The organism is Acinetobacter higginsii, assembly GCF_000369525.1.
Lineage (GTDB): Bacteria > Pseudomonadota > Gammaproteobacteria > Pseudomonadales > Moraxellaceae > Acinetobacter > Acinetobacter higginsii.
On the sequence record NZ_KB850072.1, the window covers coordinates 1,488,348 to 1,513,214 of the forward strand.

Annotated in this window: 26 protein-coding genes; 14 read left to right on the forward strand and 12 right to left on the reverse strand. The window is 42.1% G+C overall.

All coding sequences use genetic code 11. From position 1 onward, the window contains the following. The 8 genes from F902_RS13130 to F902_RS13165 all read right to left on the reverse strand — a co-directional run bounded on the left by F902_RS13130 (position 1) and on the right by F902_RS13165 (position 6,985). A complete protein-coding gene (locus F902_RS13130) occupies positions 1-285 on the reverse strand; it encodes a hypothetical protein (RefSeq protein WP_005204137.1) in 285 nt (94 codons plus the stop codon). Between the two features lie 76 nt (positions 286-361). Next, a complete protein-coding gene (locus F902_RS13135) occupies positions 362-1,984 on the reverse strand; it encodes a hypothetical protein (protein WP_005204138.1) in 1,623 nt (540 codons plus the stop codon). 184 nt (positions 1,985-2,168) lie between these two features. Next, positions 2,169-2,411 (reverse strand): hypothetical protein, encoded by a 243-nt coding sequence (locus F902_RS13140; RefSeq protein ID WP_005204139.1) that lies wholly within the window; start codon positions 2,409-2,411, stop codon positions 2,169-2,171. A gap of 126 nt (positions 2,412-2,537) precedes the next feature. After that, positions 2,538-3,113 (reverse strand): terminase small subunit, encoded by a 576-nt coding sequence (locus tag F902_RS13145; RefSeq protein WP_005204140.1) that lies wholly within the window; start codon positions 3,111-3,113, stop codon positions 2,538-2,540. Beyond that, positions 3,113-3,322: a hypothetical protein gene (locus tag F902_RS23060; RefSeq protein ID WP_005204142.1), complete on the reverse strand. Its 210-nt coding sequence runs from the start codon at positions 3,320-3,322 to the stop codon at positions 3,113-3,115. The genes F902_RS13145 and F902_RS23060 overlap by 1 nt, the downstream gene beginning before the upstream one ends. A 213-nt stretch (positions 3,323-3,535) precedes the next feature. After that, positions 3,536-6,136, reverse strand: a complete 2,601-nt coding sequence (locus F902_RS13155; RefSeq protein ID WP_026057462.1) for a phage/plasmid primase, P4 family — start codon at positions 6,134-6,136, stop codon at positions 3,536-3,538. After that, the gene (locus F902_RS13160; RefSeq protein ID WP_005204145.1) at positions 6,133-6,576 is read right to left on the reverse strand and encodes a hypothetical protein; all 444 of its coding nucleotides are present in this window, start codon (positions 6,574-6,576) and stop codon (positions 6,133-6,135) included. Before F902_RS13160 ends, F902_RS13155 begins: the two co-directional genes overlap by 4 nt. Before the next feature lie 151 nt (positions 6,577-6,727). Continuing rightward, complete coding sequence (locus F902_RS13165) at positions 6,728-6,985, reverse strand: helix-turn-helix domain-containing protein (RefSeq protein ID WP_005204150.1); 258 nt, start codon at positions 6,983-6,985, stop codon at positions 6,728-6,730. Between the two features lie 152 nt (positions 6,986-7,137). Here F902_RS13165 and F902_RS13170 point away from each other — a divergent pair, with 152 nt between their 5' ends. From F902_RS13170 to F902_RS13225, 13 genes are all read left to right on the forward strand, one after another. After that, positions 7,138-7,803 carry a LexA family protein gene (locus F902_RS13170; RefSeq protein ID WP_005204151.1) on the forward strand — a complete coding sequence of 222 codons (666 nt, stop codon included), beginning with the start codon at positions 7,138-7,140 and terminating at the stop codon, positions 7,801-7,803. A 145-nt stretch (positions 7,804-7,948) separates the two neighbouring features. After that, positions 7,949-8,434: a hypothetical protein gene (locus F902_RS13175; RefSeq protein ID WP_005204152.1), complete on the forward strand. Its 486-nt coding sequence runs from the start codon at positions 7,949-7,951 to the stop codon at positions 8,432-8,434. After that, positions 8,431-8,589, forward strand: coding sequence for a hypothetical protein (locus tag F902_RS22675; RefSeq protein ID WP_005204153.1), 159 nt, complete (start codon positions 8,431-8,433; stop codon positions 8,587-8,589). Before F902_RS13175 ends, F902_RS22675 begins: the two co-directional genes overlap by 4 nt. 9 nt (positions 8,590-8,598) lie before the next feature. Continuing rightward, entirely contained in the window at positions 8,599-9,891 is a 1,293-nt protein-coding gene (locus F902_RS13180) for a DUF2800 domain-containing protein (RefSeq protein ID WP_005204154.1), read from the forward strand. Positions 9,892-9,904: 13 nt separating this feature from the next. Then, positions 9,905-10,459 carry a DUF2815 family protein gene (locus F902_RS13185; protein WP_005204155.1) on the forward strand — a complete coding sequence of 185 codons (555 nt, stop codon included), beginning with the start codon at positions 9,905-9,907 and terminating at the stop codon, positions 10,457-10,459. Positions 10,460-10,627: 168 nt separating this feature from the next. After that, positions 10,628-10,834: a hypothetical protein gene (locus F902_RS13190; RefSeq protein ID WP_005204156.1), complete on the forward strand. Its 207-nt coding sequence runs from the start codon at positions 10,628-10,630 to the stop codon at positions 10,832-10,834. 2 nt (positions 10,835-10,836) lie between these two features. Further along, the gene (locus F902_RS13195; RefSeq protein ID WP_005204157.1) at positions 10,837-11,166 is read left to right on the forward strand and encodes a hypothetical protein; all 330 of its coding nucleotides are present in this window, start codon (positions 10,837-10,839) and stop codon (positions 11,164-11,166) included. A gap of 61 nt (positions 11,167-11,227) precedes the next feature. Continuing rightward, positions 11,228-12,046 (forward strand): DUF2303 family protein, encoded by an 819-nt coding sequence (locus tag F902_RS13200; RefSeq protein WP_005204161.1) that lies wholly within the window; start codon positions 11,228-11,230, stop codon positions 12,044-12,046. Between the two features lie 101 nt (positions 12,047-12,147). Then, positions 12,148-14,535, forward strand: coding sequence for a bifunctional 3'-5' exonuclease/DNA polymerase family protein (locus F902_RS13205; protein WP_005204163.1), 2,388 nt, complete (start codon positions 12,148-12,150; stop codon positions 14,533-14,535). 4 nt (positions 14,536-14,539) lie between these two features. Further along, entirely contained in the window at positions 14,540-15,406 is an 867-nt protein-coding gene (locus F902_RS13210) for a phosphoadenosine phosphosulfate reductase domain-containing protein (RefSeq protein WP_005204165.1), read from the forward strand. After that, positions 15,406-15,669: a PDDEXK family nuclease gene (locus F902_RS13215; RefSeq protein WP_005204167.1), complete on the forward strand. Its 264-nt coding sequence runs from the start codon at positions 15,406-15,408 to the stop codon at positions 15,667-15,669. Before F902_RS13210 ends, F902_RS13215 begins: the two co-directional genes overlap by 1 nt. Beyond that, complete coding sequence (locus F902_RS13220) at positions 15,666-15,917, forward strand: hypothetical protein (RefSeq protein WP_005204169.1); 252 nt, start codon at positions 15,666-15,668, stop codon at positions 15,915-15,917. The genes F902_RS13215 and F902_RS13220 overlap by 4 nt, the downstream gene beginning before the upstream one ends. After that, on the forward strand, positions 15,917-17,311 hold the full coding sequence (locus F902_RS13225) for a DEAD/DEAH box helicase (RefSeq protein ID WP_005204170.1): 1,395 nt from the start codon (positions 15,917-15,919) through the stop codon (positions 17,309-17,311). The genes F902_RS13220 and F902_RS13225 overlap by 1 nt, the downstream gene beginning before the upstream one ends. A 26-nt stretch (positions 17,312-17,337) precedes the next feature. Here the strand turns inward: F902_RS13225 and F902_RS13230 are convergent, their stop codons facing one another. The 4 genes from F902_RS13230 to F902_RS13245 all read right to left on the reverse strand — a co-directional run bounded on the left by F902_RS13230 (position 17,338) and on the right by F902_RS13245 (position 23,135). Further along, positions 17,338-18,228, reverse strand: coding sequence for a tyrosine-type recombinase/integrase (locus F902_RS13230; protein WP_005204172.1), 891 nt, complete (start codon positions 18,226-18,228; stop codon positions 17,338-17,340). 172 nt (positions 18,229-18,400) lie between these two features. Beyond that, positions 18,401-20,563, reverse strand: coding sequence for a malate synthase G (locus tag F902_RS13235; RefSeq protein WP_005153408.1), 2,163 nt, complete (start codon positions 20,561-20,563; stop codon positions 18,401-18,403). A gap of 288 nt (positions 20,564-20,851) precedes the next feature. Beyond that, positions 20,852-21,997, reverse strand: a complete 1,146-nt coding sequence (gene zapE / locus F902_RS13240; protein ID WP_004806685.1) for a cell division protein ZapE — start codon at positions 21,995-21,997, stop codon at positions 20,852-20,854. Between the two features lie 118 nt (positions 21,998-22,115). After that, positions 22,116-23,135 (reverse strand): AraC family transcriptional regulator, encoded by a 1,020-nt coding sequence (locus F902_RS13245; protein ID WP_004806683.1) that lies wholly within the window; start codon positions 23,133-23,135, stop codon positions 22,116-22,118. A gap of 155 nt (positions 23,136-23,290) precedes the next feature. Between F902_RS13245 and F902_RS13250 the strand changes: the two genes are divergently transcribed. Further along, positions 23,291-24,805: a flavin-containing monooxygenase gene (locus tag F902_RS13250; RefSeq protein WP_005204174.1), complete on the forward strand. Its 1,515-nt coding sequence runs from the start codon at positions 23,291-23,293 to the stop codon at positions 24,803-24,805. Positions 24,806-24,867 lie beyond the last annotated feature (62 nt).

Consider the following 24,867-nt stretch of genomic DNA (forward strand, 5'->3'; position numbering starts at 1 on the left):
TTAGCGACCTAATAGAGTTTTTTTACCTAAGCGCAAATCTTCATCGCTCACACCTTCAGGATCTGTGTAAAGCGTATTTGCAATGCCGCCTGACATCGAATTCTGTGATTGCTGCATACGGTCAATCGTTGCAGATGCATCAGGCGTTTTAGAATCTTGGCGTACTGGTGTTGGGGGCGGCGCTTCTACCTTTGCCTTTTTAGGTGCTACACCAAAAATCTTTGCTGTTTTATCTAAAACGCTGTTTCCACCGAACATCACATCGGTAATGTTGCTGCTGCACATTGCATTTCTCCACATGTCTATTGCATTTAGCCATTATGCTTTTGCAAATATCTGAATGCCTTGTTTCCTGTTGACACTACGCATAAGGGTCATAATTGCGCCGCGAGTTATTGCCATAAATCGCCTGTAACACTTTGCGCTTTGGCGTATCAATCTGCGCATTGATAATTGCAGATCCATAATCGGGGCTTCGGCCTAGGCGTTTGATAATGTCTTCACGTGATTCGACTTGAATATTCTTGCCTTGCAGAGACCAACGTGGGGCTGTTAAATCTGCAAGCAACTCAGGTTCAGGAGGCAATGCGACAATGCTGTTGTAGGCAGGATCTAATGATTCTCGTAGCTGCCACCAAAGTTGCGTGCGCATGTTGTGGAAAGTGAGTTGATTAGATCGGTCAAACGCTGTTGCGGATTGGCGTACATCAACAGGAATTACATGCAAACCCGATTGCTTAAGGAAATCGTACGTACTTGCACCCACACCAATCACGTCAACATGGATGGGCGCTTCATCACGCACATGACCCACTGCGAAGGATGCAGATGCAGGACCATCTTTTGACATGATTCCTTCAAGTACATTCGCTCTGTTATACCAATGCCCATGCCGTGCATAGCCGATAGTACTGTCCTTGCCGCCGCGTGCAACGTCCAGACCATAAGAATCCATAGGAAAATCGCCCTTGTACAAGATGCGCATCTCATCTTCAGGCTTCCAACGTGCTTGTGCTGCTTCAACCCATTCTGTTGGTATAACTTGCCAAGGATCATCCTCAATACCTGCACCGAAATCGCCGTATAGCATTTGTGACCTCAAAGGTTCAGGCAAGGATTGCAATGTACTCATGTAGCCCGTTTCCATGTAGTACTTGTTATCTGTCACACGTGCAGGAATGAACGTGCGTGATTTAGGTTTGATGATGTGCTCAGGTTTGTAGTCATCTTGGTTGAAGTCGTAGACAATTTGGTCATCGATAAGCACAAATGGCTTATTGCTATCAACTTCCTGTTCTTTGCCTTTCACCATTGCAAACCAACGTAATTCGCCTGGTGCAGCTGGGTTTGGATATCCCTTTTTAATCCATGGTGCAAAGTAATCAATGACCCATCTGCCCTCTGCGGTTGTTGGTGGGTTAAAGGTCATTAGCACTTTGGATTTCACATTAGGATCTGATGAACGGTTCCACCCCATCACGAATCGTGCTTGTGATTCGCGAATCTCAGTTGCTTCGTCCAGTGCTTTTAAGTCATGTGCACGACCTTGCCAACGCTTCTCATCCCCCAGATTGTCTAAGCCGCCAAACTCAATCAGTTTGCCGTTTCCAAGATTCCAGAAGGACTTTTGCGAGTTGTAGCCATTCTTGTGGCCTAGAATTTCCTCTGTGCGCTGCACAATGCCGTCTGTCTGTGCTTTTTCACGCCGTACAACAAGCACACGCTTATGGATATTGAGCGATGATCCAACGATCAAATCTGTCTTGCCGCCACCCGCTGCACCGCCGTAGCCGATCACGTCAGCTTGAGACAAATATGCTGCCAGTTGTGGTCCTTCAAGCGGAAACCACACGGGCGCATTAGCAATCAGCTTGCTAATTTCCGCTTGCTCATCATCATCAAGCGACAACAAATATTGCTCAATCTGCTGTTCGCTCATATCTGCAAGCAATGCAAGAATCTGATCATCGGCGTTTATCGTCATTAGAAATGCCCCTTGATCCAATTGATCACAATCGCCATAACGACAACCGAGCCTGACACACATGCAAAATAGTAAGAGAGCCATCCCTCAATGCCATGCTTGGTTTTGAACTCTCTTGCGCGAAATCTTATTACGCTGAGTGAAAGCACAAAGCAAACATAGGTGCAGTAGATTAAATATGTCTTCATTGAAACCAACCTTTCACCAATTCTGGCGATGGCAAAAAGATTGTTCCAATTAGCCCAATGATGAATAAAGCCGCAATTAACATGATCCCGTAGTAACGCTTTTGCCCTTTGTATTCATCGTGGTCATCTAGCCCAATAAGAAATCCGATCCCAATAACACAACCAAACGCATAAAACACCCAACCCCATAAAAACAACAAATGAAAAATCTCGTAACGCTCTATGATATATGCGGTCATTGTTCACCTGCCTTACAGCACGCGCATTGCTCCAACTCAGGCGCGTAATTCATTGTTTTCAAAGCAAAGCTCAAAATTGATATGTGCAAAGAGCTTGGCATGTTCTTAATTGATTGCTCAAAGTGTTCACGCATCGTTCTTCTCCTTATTCGCTTTTAGCAACTTGGCCAAAGCTGATAGTTTTTTGCTTGCTGCCTTTGGATCTGTCAGTGGATTGTCCGGGTCATTACCAAGTTCTAATTTCTCCTTAAACGCCCCGATTGAGATATGTTTGCCAAGTAGCTCAAGGTTTTTTACTTTGTCTGGCCATTTGATTTTGCGCAGGTAACCAATGAGCGAACGATCTTCACCACGTCCGTCAAATTCCTCCATGTTGTCTAAACCTGAAATGTACTGACGCCAGATAGGGGGCCAAGTGCTAATTGGTTTTAGTGAAAGGTCATCATTCATGATGTCAATCACATCCATTTGATCAATTTGCACTAAGCGATTTAGAACGTAATCCGCATCAACATCCAATCGTTTGATACGTGCATTTTGGGCTTCAGTAATGGCTTTTTGTATTTCAGGTTTTTTTAGGTTCTCGTCGCCAATTGAACCCGCAGTTCTTGCAGAATACCCTGCGCGAATTGCAGCTTGCGTTGCGTTTAAATCTTTTAGGTATTCATGCACAAATATCTTTTGTTTTCCGCGTAAAGCCATCAGATAACCTCCTTATAGCAATACCCATTGCAAATACGTCTAGCCATTTCGTGTGATATGTCATACTTGTGTCCAAGCTGACGCAAAGAAAGGCCCGATTTATGTAATTCTCGAATGTTTTTCACATCATCCTCAGATACTTTTGGCGTAGAGCAACGTTTTACCTTGTCTTTCACCACGTACTGCGGAAGAAACGCTAATACAGGCATGTCGCCCTCCTGCCAAACTGTTAAAATTTTTCGTTTTTGTCTTTGGCAGTGCTATTAGTGCTATTTCTTTCTGTTTTTTATAAAAGTCCTATATATATAAATAGAAGTTTTATAGAAATAGCCTCGTAATAGCACTAATAGCACTGCCCCCTATCCCCACAAACACGTAAAATAATGCGAATAAGCAAAAAGCTACGTGTTCAACCCATAAACCTAATTGTTAGGTGCATCCAAATCCGCAAATTCTGCGGAAACATGCACACGGATTCCTGTAAAGCGTTTAATGCCGTTTGACCGATAGCTTTGATATTTACTGTTTAAACGACGACTAAGTGATTTAGCCGTAGGGATGTATCTAATTTCGTTTCGCGCTTTTGCGAATTGTTCCCAACTCACCCAAAGATTTTGAGAAGATTCTGTAAAATCACCTTCTTCGCAGCATTCACGAATCCAGTCACCAAGCAGGTCCATATCTTCTTTATATTCATCACGTGCAGCTTTAGTTTTGCCAGGTTCCCTCAATCCCTCCTGCTGATATTCAAGCGCACCACGCACCAACCAAGCCAAAACGCCTTCAATCTCGGCCAAGAGCTTTTCTGATCTATTCGTGTCTTTGATTAAGGTCTTGTCAGCGTCATAGTTGCGCTCAAAGGGCACCATCATTAATCGACGCCAGATACCATGGTCACCGCCTTTGATGATTGGTTTGTGGTTTGTTGGCATGATCGTGGTCCACGTTGGTTTGAACTCAACTGAACCCTTGGCATAAAGACCACGTGCCGTGACCGATTCGCCACCTGTCAAGGACTTAACTAGACCCTCTTTTAACTCTTGGTTTTCTTCAGGCTCATTCACATAGACAAAGCGCGAACCACGTAAACGAAGCAAATCTTCACGTGCACCTCCTGCGCTGCTCTTACCTGCACCTAAAAACGTTTCGGCTGGGGTTGTCTTGGCATAATCGCCAAGCGCCTTGAAAATGGTTGTAAGGATGGTGGATTTGCCATTAGAGCCATCACCAAACGGGATGATCATCAAGTTTTCTTTTGGATTGCCTAGAATTGAGTAACCCATCAACCGGCGGAAAAAATCTGCCATCTCTTGATCACCAAAGAAAGCATCAAGTACAGTTGCTTCGAATAATGGGCATTTCGCTTTATGGCTGTATTCAACCCCTGTGCTATTGGTAATCAGCAAATCCTGATTAGGTTTGACCAAATCGCCCGTGCGTAAATCGACAGCACCGTTGGCACAACCAAGCAGATAAATATCGCTATCCAACTCGTTGAATGGTACAAGCACACGCGGATCTGACTGAGCAAGTGACACCATGTTTTTAACCATGAATGCCTTTTGACTTGCAGCACAGAATTGGTAGAACTCAGCACGCTGGGCATCGTCATCGATCTTTTTAGCTTCATCACCTAAGGCTAAAACAGTTTGCTTTGCGTATTGCTCGACAACCATGTTCACACATGGTTCCCAATAAACGCTATTCCACCGATACCAACAACTTGTTTCTGCTACATACATAATCTCAGTGCCATAGGCATCAAGCATTCTTGAAGCATTCCCGAACTCAGTCATCGGGCGCTTTTGAGCATCATCCAGTGCGATTTGCACCTTCTTGCCACCCATAGCGATATTGATTTCGCGTTGTGTGATAGAGACTTTTGATAATTGCTTGAATCGTTGCTGTAATAGGCCAGAAAGTTCAACACGAAGGGCCACATCAGTGCCCGCAACCTTGCCCGCTTCTTTGGCCACAACTTGCAAAAGCTCTTGTGTCTCTTGGCATTCGGTGATCTTGTTTTTTATATCAGCGAGAACTTTTCGCTTTTCTAAACGAATCTTTTCTTGCTTTGATTCGCGCCCAACTTTGAGTAGCCAATGCGCTGTGATGATATTTGAACCTGTTTGCTCAAAGGTCCCCCATCTATATTCGTGGTCTTCAAACGAAGAATAATTGCTTGCTGTTGCTGCCCAGTCGTTCCAAAGCTGCAAAGCATCATCACTGGCACTGAACTCGTGATGCAAAGACATGCCCACACGAACCCAAGTTTCAAAATCTTCATTGTCGATATAACCTAAATATTTTTTTGCATCGTCAAGCGACCATCCGATAGTCGCAGTTATATTGTTTAGAAATTCTTCGTCATCATCCAATTCGCTAGACGTCAATGCGCCCACTCGTGACTTGCTATTTTTAACGCGCATCAATCCATGTTCTTCAGCCATACGTTCAAACACCTGAACGGCTTCAGCAACTTGCTCTTTGGTAATAACAGGCAATGAATTAGCGGCAAATTCTGAAATGCCCCCAAAGAAATCTACCCATTCATACGGTTGTTTTGTATCTGGATGCACGTGATATGCGACGAATTGTTGACCACGGCCTAACATTTCGATACGCTGCTTTTGTATTTGTTTAAAAGGTTTATCAACTTCTGTAGGGTCTGCAAACCATGCAGAGGTTGATTTTCCCCAATTCGGTTCCTCTGCTCTATACACAAGCAAAATCTTTGGTGCCCGTCCTATCCGTTCACAGCTCAGCCCAAGATTATCCCGACACCAATCCGCAAATTTATCTGCCAGCTCTGCATCAGTCACGTCGATATCAACCGCACAGATAGGGAAAGGCCCTTGACCCGTCAGGATGCCCACGCCTTGATTTGCATACTTAGGCACATCAATAGCGGTGAGCCGTACATTCTGCCATTCGTCCATCACAGGGCGTTTCATGCCCTGCTTGATAGGAATGATCATGTAATGATTGGCTAAGAGGTTCTTGCCGTGTTCCTTAAAATAGCTCACTCGGCACCCCCATCAGCATAGATAGCTCTATAGTCCGCGACGGCTTGCTTTAACCTTGGAATTTCTTTTTCAGCATCAACCCCATCTACTCCATGGTACAAACCAAGATCTAGGCTAGACTGAAATAGTGTTATAGTGTTTTTTGTTCCGTTCCAACCACCATTAGAGTGTATTAAATCCATACTCTCAACTAATCGTTTCAGTTTAGAAAGGTCTACACACCAACCGTCCTTATACGCTTCAGATAATTCAGCCTCGGTTCTGAAATCGCTATCTTGCCAATCAGAATTATCCCAATAGCTACCAAAATCCAAAGAGTAATAAGTAGGTTCATCGTCGATCACAACACCAAGATGAGTTGCTGTTTTATCGGGTATGTTTGCTAAAGCGTATTTTGCACCAGTCAGACCGAACTTTTGAAAATAACCAATCGTACTCATCCCTAAGCCCTCCCTTTAATGCAGCCAGAACAATGCCCGACACCAAAAGACAGGTACCGAGCACCATTTTTAGGGCAATGCGGTTTATGCAAAGAACGGGCTTTCTTTAGCGAAGCCCCGTCGATTTTTGCTAAAAGAATGTCGCGCTTTTTCATGCGGTTGCTCCTTTAGATTCGGATAAATCATCGAACTCTTTAGGAGCTGCTACATCAAAGCGCTCAGGGTAAAGCAGTTGCATTTCGTTAATTTCACCGTTGAAGAATTGGGCCAGCTTCTCAGCCAATTCCAATGAAGGACGTTGTGCGCCGCTTTCAATCCGTGAAAGGTTCCCTGCATCAGATGAAACCGCAGCAGCAACCTCTGCCAGTGAATACTTATGAATTTCTCTAATGCGACGAAGTGGTGTCATCGTTTTCGCCTTATTTTTTACTAATAACTGCACTTATGTTGCATTAAACGCAACTAATTAGCAATACATGTTGCGCATAAATTCATTGCGTTTGACGCAATATTAACGATAAAATTTCTCAATAATGCAAAATTTGCAAACTGAGACACGTTATGAAAGCCGAACTAGGAAATGCAATTAAACAATTGCGTAGTGCTAAGAAGATGAGTCAACAAACACTTGCCGAAATGATTGAAGTCGATAAAGGCAACGTATCAAGATACGAATCTGGCAAGCAGTACCCCGATTTCCCAACGCTTGAAAAAATTGCACGTGCCTTTGGTACTACTGTCTCAGAGTTATTCAAAACTGCTGAAACAAAGCTCGAAAATAACGTGGCACATTTAAAAAGAAACAACTTGCTACCAGTGTTGACTTGGGTGCAAGCAGGAACTTTTACTAATGTTCAGGCTGTTGATTTAACAGAGGTTACGGAATGGATGCCCGCTCCTGAAGACCCATGCGATGATTGCTTTTATCTAAAAGTAAAAGGAGTTAGTAACGAACCCGACTTTTTTGAAGGCGACTATATCCTGGTCGACCCAACCGTTTGGTATTCCGACATGATTTCAGGAGATCTAATCGTAGTGCGTAAAGGTAATGATGCGACTTTTAAAAAGTTGGTCATTGAATCTAACGGAAATAGATACCTACAAGCACTCAATCCAAATTTCCAACCCAATATCATTCCACTTGATGAGGATTGCCATTTTGTTGGTCAAGTTGTTGACTCTTTCAGAAGAACATACAAAGTAAAAAGACGCTCAAGACCTAATTAAAAATATAATTTTATAAAAATCAAAAGCCTGCTATCAAAGCAGGTTTTTTTATGCATATTTATTAAAAATTGCGCTTGACGCAACTAAAGGTTGCGTTTAACTTATCTATATGTTGAGCCAAACGCAACAAAAGAAGGATAAAGTTATGACAATCGCAATGCCAGATTTCCGCCAACAAACATGTGCTGCACTAATCAGTGCAGGCGTAACGCAACCCGCACAGATCATTTCAACTGTCGCTGCCTTAGAAAAGTTTGTATTCAACCTTGATGAATACGCAGGAAAAAATTCTAACCCTGAAGTTAAGAATGCGGAGACTGAAAAGACTTCTGCCAAAAAAACCGATGCCGCAGTCGAAGCACAAAAAGCAGCTGATGAATCCGCTGAAAAAGTTGCCGAAGCTGCAAACGTTGAAGAAACCGCAACTACTGAAACCAAAGCGGAAGAAACAGAGGCTACCACTGCTGTCACAAAAGACGATGTGAAAAAGGCGCTTATCGGTCTAAGCAAAGTACACGGCCGCGATGCCATTGCCTCAGTTCTAGCGCAAGTTGGTGCAACAAATATGTCTGAAATTAATGAGACAGATTATGCGAAAACAATTCAATTAGTTGAAGGATACGCAGCATGAAAAAAGGACGTTTCGATGAGATTGTTGACAAGCGCTTAAACGCTGACGATTTCGCACAACCAGAAGAATTAACCCAGCGCGAAAAGCTAATTGCGATTGCCGCATTCAGTATTTTTGGCGCGCTGATCATCTATTGCGCTGCAATTAGCTACTAGGGATTCGCCATGACTTCACACGCTAAGTTAAGCCCATCTGCTGCCCATCGTTGGATGCATTGTGCGGGCAGCATAATCTTAGAAAAAGATATTCCTGACTCTACATCTGAGCATGCGGATTTAGGTACAGCGGCACATTTCCTTGCATCAGAAAGTTTAGAGCAAGGCAAGAATGCTACTGATTTTCTGAACCGTCAAATCTATATCAAAGACGGTGCAGCGCATTGGAGCGATTTAGACGAGCAAGTGAAGCTGAGTTCTTACTTTACTGTTGATCTGGAAATGACAGAGAACGTACAGGTTTATCTTGATGGTGTTCGCTCACAGGCCGAAGGCAATGAACTGTTAGTTGAACAACGTGTGGAGTTCTCTAACTACATCAATTCGGAAAACGCGTTCGGTACAAGTGACGCTGTTGTTTTAACTGCTGATGAGATTCAGATCCACGACCTGAAATATGGTCGTGGTGTAAAAGTCGACGCAGAAAACAATGAGCAATTAAAGCTGTACGGATTGGGCGCATTAAATGAGTTCGGTTTGATCGGTGAATACAAGCAGGTCCGAATGGTCATCCACCAACCACGCTTAGGCTATATGTCAGAAGCAGTTTGCACAATCGAAGAACTTGAAGCATTTGCCCAAGAAGCAAAAACATCCGCTGAATACATCCGTTGTTTAGAAGTCGGATTGGATGAAGGTGATGGCGGTGCGATTGCTGATTTTGAAGGGTCCTTCAATCCGGGCGAGAAGCAATGCCAGTGGTGTAAAGCCAAAGCGAAATGCGAAGCCCTTGCGAAGCACAACTTGCAAACTGTTTTAGGCGACTTTGACGATCTAACACAAGTTGACTTGCAAGCGGATATTGCACAGACCACAGCTCAAGTTGCGAACCATGAAAATGACAAGCTTGGTCAGTTGTACGCAGCGATTCCCCTTCTTGAATCATGGATCAAAGCCATTGATTCAGCAGTTCACCAAAAGCTACATGCGGGTGAACAGATTCAAGGCTTCAAGCTTGTAGCAGGTCGCCAAGGTGCACGCACCTGGGCAAATCCTGAAGATGCAGAAGCAATGCTTAAGAGCATGCGCCTCAAAACCGAGGAAATGTACGACCTCAAATTAATTAGTCCAACGACAGCTGAAAAACTCAAAAAAGCTGAAGTTATTGGCCCACGCCAATGGACCAAAGTTGAAGCCCTTATTACACGTGCTGACGGTAAACCTACTGTCGCGCCTGAAAACGATAAACGTCCTGCACTGGATGTAAACCCACAAAACGATTTTGACGATCTCACTGCTTAATGGAGCAATAACAATGAAAGTAACTCTTAAAAATGTACGCCTTGCATTCCCTACTTTGTTCGAAGCAAAAACGGTTAATGGCGAAGGTGAACCTGCTTTCTCTGCATCATTCTTATTACCTGCGAACCATCCGCAGCTCAAAGAAATCAAAGATGCCATGGAGAAAGCCGGATCAGAAAAATGGGGCGCAAAATGGCCTCAAGTTAAAAAAGAAATTGAAACAAAAGATCGTACAGCACTGCACGATGGCGACACTAAATCCGACTATGAAGGTTTTTCAGGTCACTACTTCATTTCTGCACGTAACAAAACCCGTGTGACTGTAGTTGATCGTGACCGCACCCCGCTTGTTCAAGCAGACGGCAAACCTTATGCGGGTTGCTATGTGAATGCATCAATCGAACTTTGGTGCCAAGACAACAACTACGGTAAGCGTATTAACGCATCACTTCGTGGCGTTCAGTTCCTAAAAGATGGCGAAGCGTTTGCAGGCGGTGGCGTTGCCAATGCTGATGAATTTGACGACCTTGCGGCCGACGACATGGGCGAAGATCCACTTTTCGCATAACGACCGCCAAGACCAGTGTGTCACCAAATTCGACAAGCTATGAGTGTTGAAACTGGAAATAACCATAGCAGCAAACAATAGAGTTTAACTATTTCCGCTTTATGTGTTTGCCGAGGCCACTGCGAGAGTGTGGCATCAATTTCCGAATCAAAAGAAGAGCGATTATAAATGCAACCACTTCGAGTTACTTATAACCAAGCGTGTGAATTATTAGCGATCAAAAGAGATGCGCTACGTGAACTTACTTTGAAAGACCCCTCTTTCCCCAAGCCTTATAAGCAAGGGAAAGCACAACAAGCCCCTGTCTATTTTGATTATGCAGAATTGGTAGAGTGGCATGAAACCCAAAAACAAAATGCACGAAAGGACAAATAAAAATGAGCCAAACCTCAACTGATGTACCAAATTTTTTTGGCGACCTAAACGCTGGCATTTTTGAAAAGCAATTAGGCGCAGTACTTTCTGATGTTGCTGCTGGCGTAGTGCTTAACGGTAAACAAGGTGAAGTCACCATTAAGTTAAAGCTCAAGCAAATTTCAGATACCCAGCAAGTCAATGTTGAACACTCGATTGACTATAAAACCCCAACCGCAAAAGGCGGTCACCGTACCGAATATTCGGTAGGTGCAACACCAATGCATGTACTACGTGGCGGTGTGATTTCTCTTATGCCTGAAAAGGTCCGTGCAACGGACTATGTAGATTAATTCTGCATAGCCCTTTCAAACTTTGATTTAAACAACACAAACCTAACTAAGAGTAAAAATCATGGAACAAACAGCAATCGAAAAAATCTCACAACTTGCAATTGCAGCGCAAGGAAAAATGCCAATTAACGTTGACGGCAGCGCCTCAATTGCAATCATCCCCGCGGATTTCAAAGTTCATTCGCTTGAACAATTCAATCAGCAACGTGATCGTTTCCGCGGACGTTTTTCAACATTAGCAATTGCTGCATTTATTGCATATGTATCTGACCGCGGTGTTAAAGGTATTAAATCATTCATCTCAACAAAAAACGGCTTATCAGCTGAAACCATTTTCAATATTGGCGATGAAGTTGCACCAGGTCATGGCGACGATACTGCTCGTTTAAACTTGGAAAAGACACCTGAATTTATCGCTTTAGAAAATATTGATGGTGATCGTTTCTCACAGCAAAAATTGATTGACTGGTTAGATGATTGGGCGGATTTCGTAAAACCTTATGCCGGAACTGAACAAGTAACAGCAGAAAAGGCGTTACGTGCAATCCGTAATGTGAAAATTGGTCGTAGCCGTGATGTTGATAGCGATGTACGTGATATGGGCCACAAGCTCAGTGTTACTGAGGCTGCTGAAGCGGAGGGCGTTTCAGCTGACCTGCCTACCCACTTCATTCTGCGTACTGAAAGCTATAAAGGCTTGCCTGTTGAAGAAATCAAAATTTCTTTCCGTATCTCGACTAAAGATGACGTGCCGACATTCGTATTGCGCTTTATTGGCCGCGATGCGCACAACCAACTTCGTGCGGATCAATTCACTGAAATTCTGGAAAGTGAATTAGCGGATTTAGGCAGCTTCTACCAAGGTTCATACCAAGCTTAAGACATAAGGCATCTAGCAATGCGCTAGATGCTTTGGAAAGTGAATGTATTGCTGACCCTCTGCGTTCACTTTACCAAAGCATAAATAAGGAAAATAAAGAAATGTCACCTACCTATACCTTGAAAGAAGCCCAAGACTTAGTTTTATCAAAAATGACAACTGAATGGACAGATATGTTTTGTCCAGAGGAAATCGCTGACAGGATTCATAAGGGAGTCTTTGACTACTTCTCTATTTTTAATGGGCTATTTGAACGGGATTTAATCGAGAAAAAAATTGTCTGGCTTGGCACAAAAAGTCACACACACGATGATTGCTTGGAGGAAAGCTTTGCTGATCCAAACGCAAGTAAATATGAAGGCTACAGATTCCAATACAGAAGAAAACTCCCAAACTGGCCCCCTAAATTTTTGTATTTAGATTTAGAAACATACAGCGAAACCCCTATTAAAAACGGCACGCATATTTATGCCGAAAATGCAGAAATAATGGTTTTCGCATGGGCATTAGATGATGGTCCTGTTCATGTTTGGGATGTAACAGACGGTTCAACTATGCCAGTGCTTTTGATGAAAGCATTACTTGATAGCGATAAGAATATAAAAATTGTCGCGCACAATTCTGGTTTTGACAGAACCGTGTTGCGTCACAGCAATCTAAAAAGCAACTTGGCCAATCAAGCCGCACGCGATATCCATCGTTGGGAAGATACGATGGTGCAGGCTTTGAGCCACTCGTTACCAGGCGGCCTTGATATCCTTTGTGAGATTTTCAAGATTGACCAGGACAAGGCAAAGGACAAAGCTGGTAAACAACTCATTCAATTGTTCTGCAAGCCACGTCCTGCAAATCAAAAGATTAGACGTGCAACCAGTGAAACACACCCTACAGAATGGGCGCGTTTCCTTGAATATGCAAAGTCAGATATTTTGGCGATGCGCGAATTGCACAAAAAAATCCCAAAATGGAATTACCGCAATGCTGAATTAGCACTGTGGCATCTGGACCAAAAAATTAATGATCGTGGTGTATGCATCGACCTTGAGCTTGTTCACACGGCAATCGAAGCCGTTGAGAAAGCGCAAAAAGGATTAGCAAAACGTACTGTTGCATTAACAGATGGTGAAGTGCAAGCCGCAACCCAACGTGATGCAATGCTTAAGCATATTCTGGAAGCACATGGCGTTTCGCTGCCAGACATGCAGAAATCAACTTTAGAGCGTCGATTAAATGATGAGTCCTTACCTCTAGCTGTTCGAGAATTGCTTGCAATCCGTTTACAAGCTTCAACCACAAGTACCGCCAAATACAACGCTTTAGCCAAGGGTACAAGCAAAGATGGGCGATTACGTGGGACGCTTCAATTCAATGGTGCATCACGTACTGGACGTTGGGCGGGTCGATTATTCCAGCCGCAAAACTTGCCGCGCCCTGCTCTTAAACAATCTGTAATTGATGAAGGCATCGAGACACTAAAAATCGGCTGTGCAGATCTGTTTTATGAAAACGTCATGGAGCTGACTAGTTCTGCAATCCGTGGTTGTATTTGTGCGCCTGAAGGCAAAAAGCTTGTAGTCACTGACTTATCGAATATCGAAGGCCGTGCACTCGCTTGGCTTGCAGGCGAAACGTGGAAGATCAAAGCTTTCTATGACTTTGATGCTGGCATTGGGCACGACCTTTACAAATTGGCCTATGCAAAATCATTCAGCGTTTCGCCCGAGTCAGTAGACAAAGAACAACGTCAAGTCGGTAAGGTCCAAGAATTAGCCTTAGGTTATGAAGGCGGCGTGGGTGCTTTCTTAACATTCGCCGCAGCCTATGGACTCGATCTGGATGCAATGGCTGACCAAGCATACGACAGCTTAGATCCAAGCATTTTGAATGAAGCAATTCGCGCATGGGAATGGCATAAGAAAGAGCGCCGCACGACGTTCGGACTTAAGAAAAAAACATGGCTTGTATGTGACTCATTTAAACGCTCATGGCGCTATGCGCATCCAAACATTAGCGCTTGGTGGAATGAGTTAAGACAAGCAGCCATTGAAGCCATCAACAATCCAGATCGCGCTGTGCCATGCCGTAAAGTGACATTCATTAAAAAAGGCTCTTGGTTATTGATCAAATTACCTAGTGGCCGTTTCCTTTGCTACCCAGGTGCAAAAGCCGAAGACGGCAAAATTTCATATTTAGGCAATAACCAGTACACACGTAAATGGGAACGCCTTTACACCTATGGCGGCAAGTTTGCCGAGAACATCACACAAGCTTTTTCCCGTGATGTACTTGGCTACAACATGCCGCTAATCGAAGAATCAGGTTATGACATTTGCCTTTCGGTACATGACGAAGTGATTACCGAAACTGATGATCTGCCTGAATTTAACCCTGACCATTTATCAAGTCTGCTTGCACGCAATCCAGATTGGGCAATTGATTTGCCCTTGGCTGCTGCAGGCTTTGAATCTTACCGTTATAAGAAGGACTAAGACCATGAAAAAAGTTATCAGCTTTAGCGGTGGACGTACTTCAGCTTACTTGGTTCATCTTTTTAAATCAGATCCAAATGCACACTTTGTATTTATGGACACTGGCGCAGAACATCCATCTACATATCAATTCATTAAAGATATTGTAAAGCACTGGAAAATCGACCTTGTTTGCCTTCGTGTCGTTATTAATCCAGTTTTAGGTATTGGTAATGACTATAAAATTATCGGGCTTGATGAATTAAAACAGGACTTAGAGCCGTGGAAAGACATGCTCAAGAAGTATGGTAGCCCGTATTACAATACTCCGTTCTGTACCGCCAGAATGAAGACGGAACCCTTTGAGAAATATTGCAATGATATCTTTGGGAAAAATAACTTTGAGCGCTGGATCGGGATGCGGCTTGATGAACCAACTCGATTGCCGATCGAAATCCTTGTAACGCTAGGATTGCCAATACATGAAGATGCAAAACATCAGAAAGAAGGATTTCGTTATTTAGCAGAAATTTGTGAATTTGAAAAAGATGATGTTTTGGATTGGTGGGAGCAACAACCATTTGATTTAGCAATCACGGAGCATCTTGGCAACTGCGTTTTCTGCATCAAAAAGACATTAAACAAAATCGCTTTGGCTGCAAAGGATGAGCCTGAACAAGCTGTGAAATGGATTGGTCTAACAGAAGGGCCTGAAGTTAGATCAGAGGGTCGCAAATACAATCATCATCGCATGTATCGAAAGCGCTTACACATGAGTGATGTGATTGAAATATACGAAGACCATGATCGTGATGAGATGTTCAAAGCACTACGTAGTAGCAAACGATATGAATCGGGCTCTTGTTCTGAATCATGCGAGGCGCTCACCTAATGCGCGAATCGAAAATTGAAGCTTACCTAGTGCAACGAGTTAATACGCTAGGCGGTGAAGTTCGGAAAGTTAAGTGGATCGGTCGCAACTCTGCCCCTGACCGTATCGTAATGCTACCAAGCAACACGTTTTGGGCAGAGCTAAAAGCAACAGGCGAAAAACCAACAGCGGCACAGATCAGAGAGCACAAACGTATGCGCGATATGGGTCAGCGAGTTGAAGTAATCGATAGCATAGAACGAATTGAGGAGTTATTGGGATGACTTTTAAAACCAAACCACCTTTAGGATTTAAAAAAGTAAGCGATTGGGTTGGTACGCGAATCAAAAATATTCACCCAATGCAAAATGCTTACGTAAAAGTTCCTGCTCATTCTTCTGGGACAGTTACTTCCATCATTCATGGCAAAGGTTTAACAATTACTTTTGATGAGTGCTCATGTTGTGGGGTATCTGCAATTATTTCAGGCATTCGAACTGAAGATATTATGCAACAAAAGGATGTTGAATAATGACTGCACTCGCATACAAACCGCATGATTATCAACACGCCATTATCGAGCACATTCTTGATAATGAGCGTTGCGGTGTGTGGGCGGGAATGGGCACAGGCAAAACGTCTTCTACCCTCACCGCTCTGGACATGCTTGATTTAATCGAACCCGGCGCAACGCTTGTTGTTGCCCCTTTGCGTGTTGCAGCGACCACATGGCCCGATGAGGCTAAGAAGTGGAAGCACTTAGAGCACTTTAAAGTTGTAGCTGTCGTTGGTACTGCTGAAGAACGTGTACGCGCTCTAAAACAGCAAGCCAATGTCTACACAATCAATTATGAAAATTTGCCTTGGCTTGTGGGCTATCTAAAAGAGAAATGGTTTTTTACTAAAGTGGTTGCCGATGAGAGTACAAAGCTTAAAGGCTTTCGCGTCAGTCAAGGTTCAGTACGTGCACGCGCCTTAGGTAAAGTTGCCCATACGCGAGTAAAAAGATTCATTGCTTTAACTGGAACCCCGAGCCCCAACGGATTGAAGGACCTTTGGGGTCAAGTATGGTTTATTGACCGCGGTCAAAGATTAGGCACAAGTTTTGGCGCATTTACTCAGCGTTGGTTTCAGCAAATCCAAGTTGGTGCAGACCGCAATGCTGTTCAGCTTGTGCCCTTTCCACATAGTCAAAATGAAATACAGACCAAGCTCAAAGATATTTGCCTGAGCATTGAGGCTAAGGATTATTTCGATATTAAAGAGCCAATATTTAACACAATAGAAGTTGAGCTCAAAGGCAAAGCGCGAAAACTGTATGACGAGATGGAAAAGGAAATGTTTATTGAACTTTCTGAAACCACAGAAGTCGAAGCATTCAACGCAGCATCAAAAACAATGAAGTGTTTGCAAATCGCAAGTGGTTCTATCTACACCGATGAGCAAGGCAATTGGCAAGCCATACATGACCAAAAGATACAAGCGCTTGAATCAATTATTGAAGAAGCTTGTGGGATGCCTGTACTCGTTTCATATCACTTTAAAAGTGACCTTGAGCGGTTACAGAAGGCTTTCCCAAGCGGCAAACATTTAGACAAAGATCCAAAGACAATCCACGACTGGAATGCAGGAAAGATTCCTGTGCTATTTGCCCACCCAGCAAGTGCGGGTCACGGGCTGAATCTTCAGGATGGCGGAAATATTTTAGTTTTCTTTTCCCATTGGTGGGATTTAGAACAATACCAACAAATCATAGAACGTATTGGGCCAACGCGCCAAGCGCAAGCAGGCCATGATCGTCCAGTTTACATTTATCACATCATTGCAAAAAACACGATTGATTCTGTTGTTATGGAACGCCGAGACTCAAAGCGCGAAGTGCAGGATTTATTGATGGAAGCAATGAAACGCAGAGAGGTATTATAAAATGTCAGAAGTCAAAGTAATCACAATCACTGAAACAGAATTAGAAAATCTTTTAGATCGAGTTTGTCGTAGAGCCATACTTGAGGCCTTTGCACAGAAAGATGATGAAATGTAAACCCAAATAATTCAGCTTTAATTCTTGCTTTGTAGAAGTCTTGACCCGCTCTATATGTTGAATATTCACCAAACACCAGTCCTGCACCTTTGGCCTTTCTAGCAGATAAAATCTCTTTTGCCCTTTTACTAAGAGGCACTTCACGGGGTTTTCCGTTCTTTGTTATCTCGAGCCTCAAGTAACTTTTGTCTAAAAATATACGATTCCAATTAAGGTTGCAGATTTCGGCTTGTCGCATGCCTGTCTCTAAAGCCAAATGGAAAATATCCCGTAGATCGTTATTTAAAAAAGGTGTTAGTGCTTCAACTTCTTCATAAGATATAACTCGCTCACGATGGTTGCCCGATTTTGGCATCTGAATTTCTTTAACTGGATTGGCTGAAAGCCAAAGCTTAGTTTCTACACACCATGTAAAAAAACCCATTAACATAATGAACTCGCGTTGCACTGTTGAGCTCTTCACATCCTCAAGTCGCTTTTCACGCCATCCTACTAAAAACATTTTATCGACACTATAAAGAGGAATATCGCATTTCATATGTTTTAGTACGAAGTTGATTTTTTGGATCTCTTGTATAGAACTTTTTTTCTTAATTGAAACAGTATCTCGATATTCGGTTAAAGCATCCTTTAATAAGATATGCTCATAAACTTGAGCTTTTTCATTCTTCAGTTTAACTTCCAACTCTTGCGCCCACGCCTTGGCGTCACGCATAGTATCAAATGTTTTGGACTTAACAGGATGCGGTTTGATACGCACCATTGCCGTGATTCTGCCATTTCTTTTTTGATAGGTAGCCATATAAAAACCTGTTGCACTCTTGTTACATCAGCTTTTTAAATCCTTTTAAACGCAGTTGCAATACTTTTAAAATATCGTTGTAAATTAACAACTTAATAAAAATATTATAATTGTGAAGCAATACTTATGCAATAAAAAAGCCTCCGAAGAGGCTTTTTTATTTTAGATGAACTTAATCACCTGTATAACCTTTTAATTTTAAACGTGCCGCATGTAACAATGGCTCTGTATAACCTGATGGTTGCTCTGCACCCTTGAAGATCAAATCAGAAGCAGCTTGGAATGCAATCCCATCAAAGTTTGGTGCCATTGGTGTATACAATGGATCATTAGCATTTTGCTGATCAACAATCACTGCCATACGTTTAAGCACTTCTTCAACTTGCGCACGCGTTACGATACCGTGACGTAACCAGTTTGCAACGTGTTGAGATGAAATACGTAAAGTAGCACGGTCTTCCATCAAACCAACATTATTGATGTCTGGTACTTTAGAACAACCAACACCAAGGTCAACCCAACGAACCACATAACCTAAGATACCTTGACAGTTATTTTCAAGTTCGTTGTTTAACTCTTCCGCAGTCCAGTTTGTTTCTGGCGCAAATGGTGGTGTTAACAAGTCATCTAATGACAACATGTTTTCAGCAGCCAACTCATCTTGGCGTGCTTTTACATTGATCTGGTGATAATGCAATGCATGAAGTACAGCACCTGTTGGAGATGGAACCCATGCACAAGATGCACCTGCATTTGGATGTGCAGTCTTCGTCGCCAACATGTCTTTCATGCTGTCTGGTTTTGGCCACATGCCTTTACCAATTTGCGCTTTACCTTGTAAACCACATGCTAAACCAATTGCCACGTTACGGTTTTCGTAAGCAGCAATCCATTTTTGTGTTTTAACTGCTTCTTTACGTACAACTGGTGCAGCTTCCATAGAGGTATGGATTTCATCACCTGTACGATCCATAAAGCCTGTATTGATGAAGATGGTGCGATCTTTCGCAGCAGCAATACAGTTCTTCAAGTTTACAGAGGTACGACGCTCTTCATCCATGATACCGATTTTGAGTGATTTTGCAGGCAAACCAATTGCTTGTTCAGCACGCTCAAATAATTCAACCGCAAATGCAACTTCTTCTGGACCATGCATTTTTGGCTTAACGATATACATTGAACCTTTACGAGAGTTTTGGTTTTCGTTTTGACCACGAATATCCGCAACTGTCAGTAATGGAGTCACTAGAGCATCCATGATGCCTTCAAACACTTCTTGACCATCAACAAGGATGGCTGGGTTTGTCATAAGGTGACCCACATTACGAAGCAACATCAATGAACGACCATGTAATTTAGTCGTGCCACCAATCAGGTTCTGAACAGTACGGTCTTTGTTTAAGGTACGAGTAATGGTCTTACCATTTTTCTCGATTGACTCTTGTAAGTCACCTTTCATTAAGCCTAACCAGTTACGATAGCCTTCAACCTTCTCTTCAGCATCAACCGCAGCAACAGAATCTTCCAAATCCTGAATGGTTGTAACCGCAGCTTCGAGTGTTAAATCTTTCACACCAGCAGCGTCTGTCTTACCTACTGGGCTGTTGGCATCGATTTCGATAATCACATGCAAACCATTATTTAATAAAACAATCTCAGTTGGGCTTGCAGCTTCGCCATTAAAACCAACAAATTGTGATTCATGTGCCAAAGAAGTGGTTGAACCATCTTTTAAGGTTACAGCTAAACCATTATTCACCACTGCATATTGAGTTGCATCTGCATGCGAACCTTGAGCCAAGGGGAAAGTTTGGTTTAAGAAATCTTTTGCGAAAGCAATAACTTTATCGCCACGAACTGGGTTATAGCCTTTGCCTTTCTCTGCACCGCCTTCTTCAGAAATTACGTCCGTGCCATACAGCGCGTCATATAAAGAACCCCAACGTGCATTCGCAGCATTCAAGCTATAACGTGCATTACGTACAGGTACAACCAATTGTGGACCTGCCAATAAAGCAATTTCTTCATCCACATTTTCAGTTGTTACTTGGAAGTCAGCAACTTCTGGAACCAAGTAGCCAATTTCAGTTAAGAATGCTTTATAAGCATTTAATTCAAATTTATTATTGCGGTGCCATTCATCAATCTTTGCTTGAAGATCATCACGCTTAGCCAATAATGCTTTGTTCTTTGGGCTAAGGTCTACAACGACTTGCTCGAAGTTTTTCCAGTAAGTTTCACTATCTAAACCAGTGCCTGGTAAAGCTTCATTTTCGATGAAATCGTAAAGTTCTTTAGCAATCGCTAGCTTGCCTTTTTGAATACGTGCAGTCATTGTCTTTCCTGATGGTGCTAACTTTTTATAACAAGAATTCTAGTATACTGATTTATACTAGCCTGAATAGTAATATCACATTCCTAAATAGTAAGCATTTTCCCCATTAGAAGTATTGACAAACACAACTTTTTATACTTATCAAAATATCAAATAATGAGTTTTTACTATCCTTATGTGACACACTCCCTTTTTCAAACTCATCTAGTTATAGCAAAATTTGACCAAGAATAAAGCCTTATCCATGTAAGTTTATAAAAAAAGGCATTCCGAAGAATGCCTTTTCATTTATGAAGTCTGTGCGACCTGAATTTGTCGATGCTCCGAATGTAGATAATCATCCGATTGCATTTCCAATAAGCGTGAACGCGTACGTTCAATCTCAAAGGCCAATTTCTCGCCTTCATAAAGATCGATAATTGAATCTTCTGAGGTAAGAATCAGTTTTACACCACGGTCATAGAACTCATCGACCAAGTAAATGAAGCGGCGTGTTCCTTCTGACAGGAAATCAGTCAAATGCGGAACATTACTCACCAAAACCGTATTATAGATATTCGCGATTTCAATAAAGTCTGCTGGGCTACGTGGCTTAAAGCATAACTCTGAAAATTCACACCACAATACATCTTCTGTATGACCTAAAGTTTCTACCACACGATTATTGATCATGATTGGAGAATTAGATTGTGCCTGTGTCTGAGTCAAAGCTTTAAAACGACCAGATAACCACGCTTGAGCATCATCGGTTAATGGATATTTGAACAATTGCGCCTGCTTCAATACGCGCAAACGATAATCCACCCCAGCGTCAACATTCAGAACACTACAGTTCTTCTTCACCAGCTCAATCGTCGGTATAAAACGATCACGATGAATTCCATTTTTGTATAGACCATCTGGTGCAATGTTTGACGTTGCAACCAATGTTATTCCACGATCAAACAGCTTTTGGAACAGATCACTTAAGATCATGGCATCGGTTACATTCGATACGAAAAATTCGTCAAAACAAATGACAACGGCATTCTTATAAATTTGATCAGCAACCAAATCTAAAGGATTACGTTGGCCAGAAAGTTTATTCAACTCTTTATGTACATGTTGCATAAAATGATGGAAATGCATACGTGTTTTACGGCGGAATGGTACAGATTCATAGAACTGATCCATTAGCCACGTTTTTCCACGACCTACACCACCCCACATATAAACGCCTTTAGGATAAGTCTGACGACGGAAACGTCGAAATGCTTTCTTTGAAGCCTTATAGCGAGTGTGTAACTCTTTCCATACTCGATCTAACTCTTGCACAGCCTGAGCTTGTGCTTCATCTGGCATGAATTGTCCTGACTCAATTGCTTGAGCATAACGCTCGGCAGGTGATGTTGGGATAAATGCAGTGCTATGTGAGTCTGGTTTAGAATTTGACATAAGGTGTTATTGCAATTTTAATTGGTGAAAATTATATCGAACATTCCGTTCAATGACATTAGATTTTAGGCTTAATTATCATAGAGTTTAAACATCATAATGTACCATTTTTAATCATTTAATGATTTCGATTATATTGACGAGGGCTCAATCCAAACCATCTTTTAAAGGCATGATTAAATGCTGCAGGCTCAGAATAACCCAACATTTCGGCCACCTGTTCGATTGAATATGAACTATTTTCAATAAACTTTATTGCCTTCTGTTTGATTAATCTTTCACGAATTTCTTTATAGCTGGTCTGCATTTGCTGCAATTGATGCCGCAAAGTACGCTCAGGAATATCCAATGCACACGCCGTTTCCGCCATACTTGGAATCACCCCATTTTGCATTTCCAGATAATCCTCAACATACTCAACTACAGTCAATTTGAGACTGGCAGTTTTTTCTAAATGTTGAATATCCTGTAGGCATTTTTCTTCATAAATGCGATACGTCAAAATATCGGCAGACGGAATTTTTGTGTTTAAAATTTGTGTATTTTCTAAAATAAAAGCAGCTTGCGCACATCCAAATTTGACATCTTGCCCATAGTAATCTTGATATGCTGCGAGCAGTGTTAAATCTTTGGGTCGATGAAATGGCAGTTCAATTTGAATTTGAGGGACTTCAAGTCCCATCATCTTAAAGATATCTTGTAAAAACTTATAAGTGCCCGAGATTTCGCATTGCGCTCTCAATTGACCTAAATGCATACTTAAATCAATCGGTCGATACAGTAAATAGATCAAGTCATCTTCGATCTTTAACTGCAATGAACCAAAAAGATGAGTCAGTTGCTGATACTGAACCCCATTTAATAGGGCCTTATGCAAGGTATCACTCGTAACCAATAGCATCAGGAAAGGCCCATAACCCGCTAACGCATAATGCTGACCGATAAATAAACCTTGTTCAGGTGAAATATCCTGACTAATATGCTGCAAAATATCCCATTCAATCTCATCTGGAATAATTGAACTAGGATCTAAAGCATCGGCCTGTATTCCCATATTGGCTAAACGCGCATCCACGTCAATTCCGACATGACGCATGCCCTGAATCAAATACATCAATCCGAGGATAGATCTCTTCATAATTCCGAATGCAGTTCTCAAAACTTTAATGTTTTACTATAAAACGTTGTGCAAATGAATTGCCGAAATGATCAAGTTTTACGTCTATACAATCATATTTAATCTCGTCAAAACCGTTAAACTTGCACAAAATTTAGCTGTGTAGGACGTAGACTATGCGTGATGTAACCAAAAATGCGATTCAAAAAACAAAAGTTGCAATTATTGGTGCGGGCTTTGGTGGCTTAGCGATGGCTATTCGACTATTACAAAGTCAAATCAATGATTTTGTAATTTTAGAAAAAACCAACGATGTTGGCGGTACATGGCGAGAAAACCAATATCCTGGCGCAGCGTGTGACGTTCAATCACATATGTATTCCCTTTCATTTGCACCCAAAACAGATTGGTCAAAACGCTATGCTGAGGCAGATGAAATTTTTGATTATATTCAAAATATTACTGAACAATATCGACTTCGAGATTATTGCAAATTCAATCACGAAGTGACCAATGCCGAATTTGACGAAAACCGCAATGTGTGGACGCTAGATTTTAAAGACCAGACAACTCTTGAGGCTCAATTTGTCATCTTTGCGTCTGGTCCCTTACACGTGCCACAAATTCCCCATATCAAAGGCATTGAGAAATTTAAAGGTAAAGTGTTCCATTCTTCGCAATGGGATCACAATTACGATCTAAGCGGCAAAGCAGTTGTTTCAATCGGTACTGGCGGTAGCGCGATTCAATATATTCCTGAAATTGCAGCAGAAGTAAAACAGCTTTATGTGTTCCAGCGCACCGCAGCTTGGGTCATTCCACGTGATGAGCGTAAATATTCTCAGCTAAGTAAGCACTTATTTAAGGCGTCGAATATTTATCGCCAGATTCACCGTACCCGTCTCTATTGGACCAATGAATCACGTGTTGTACCAATCGTACAACCACAGATTATGAAATATGGTCAAAAACTTGCTGAAGCCTTTATTCGCTATCAAGTGAAAGATAAAGCGCTTGCGAAAAAATTGACACCAGATTTTGTCATGGGCTGTAAACGTATTCTTATTTCAAATAAGTACTTCCCAACCTTCAACCGTAAAAATGTTGAATTAGTGACAGATGCCATCCAGGAAATTACAGAGAACGGTATCATCACTAAAGATGGTAAAGAACGTCAAATTGATTGCTTGATTTATGGTACTGGCTTTATTACTGATCCACGCATTTACTTAAAGCATTTCAATTGCGTTGGCCGTAACGGCATAGAGCTTAAGCAAGCATGGAAAGATGGTGCGGAAAGCTATTATGGTGTGAGCACCAAGAACTTCCCAAATTTGTTCCAGTTACTTGGACCAAATACGATTCTTGGACATAATTCTGTGATTTTCATGATCGAGTCTCAGGTCAACTATATTCTACAATTGATTCAAACCGTTGATAAAACAGATACACAAGCAGTTGAGATCAAGCACGAAGTTCAAGACCAGTTCAATCAACGTGTTCAAGATCAGCTCAAAGGTACAGTTTGGCAAGCAGGTGGCTGTAGCAGCTGGTATCAAGCCGCTGACGGTAAAAACTTTTCTTTATGGCCAACCTATACATGGAGATATTGGCTAGAGACACGTAAAGTGAATGTTGCTGATTATAATTTTATCAGCACAGTGATTAATTCAAAAAACCATGCTGCTTAAGCAGTAATAGCGGAATTCTTCCAAATATCAAGAGCACCTTTAAAACTTAAAGGTGCTTTTTT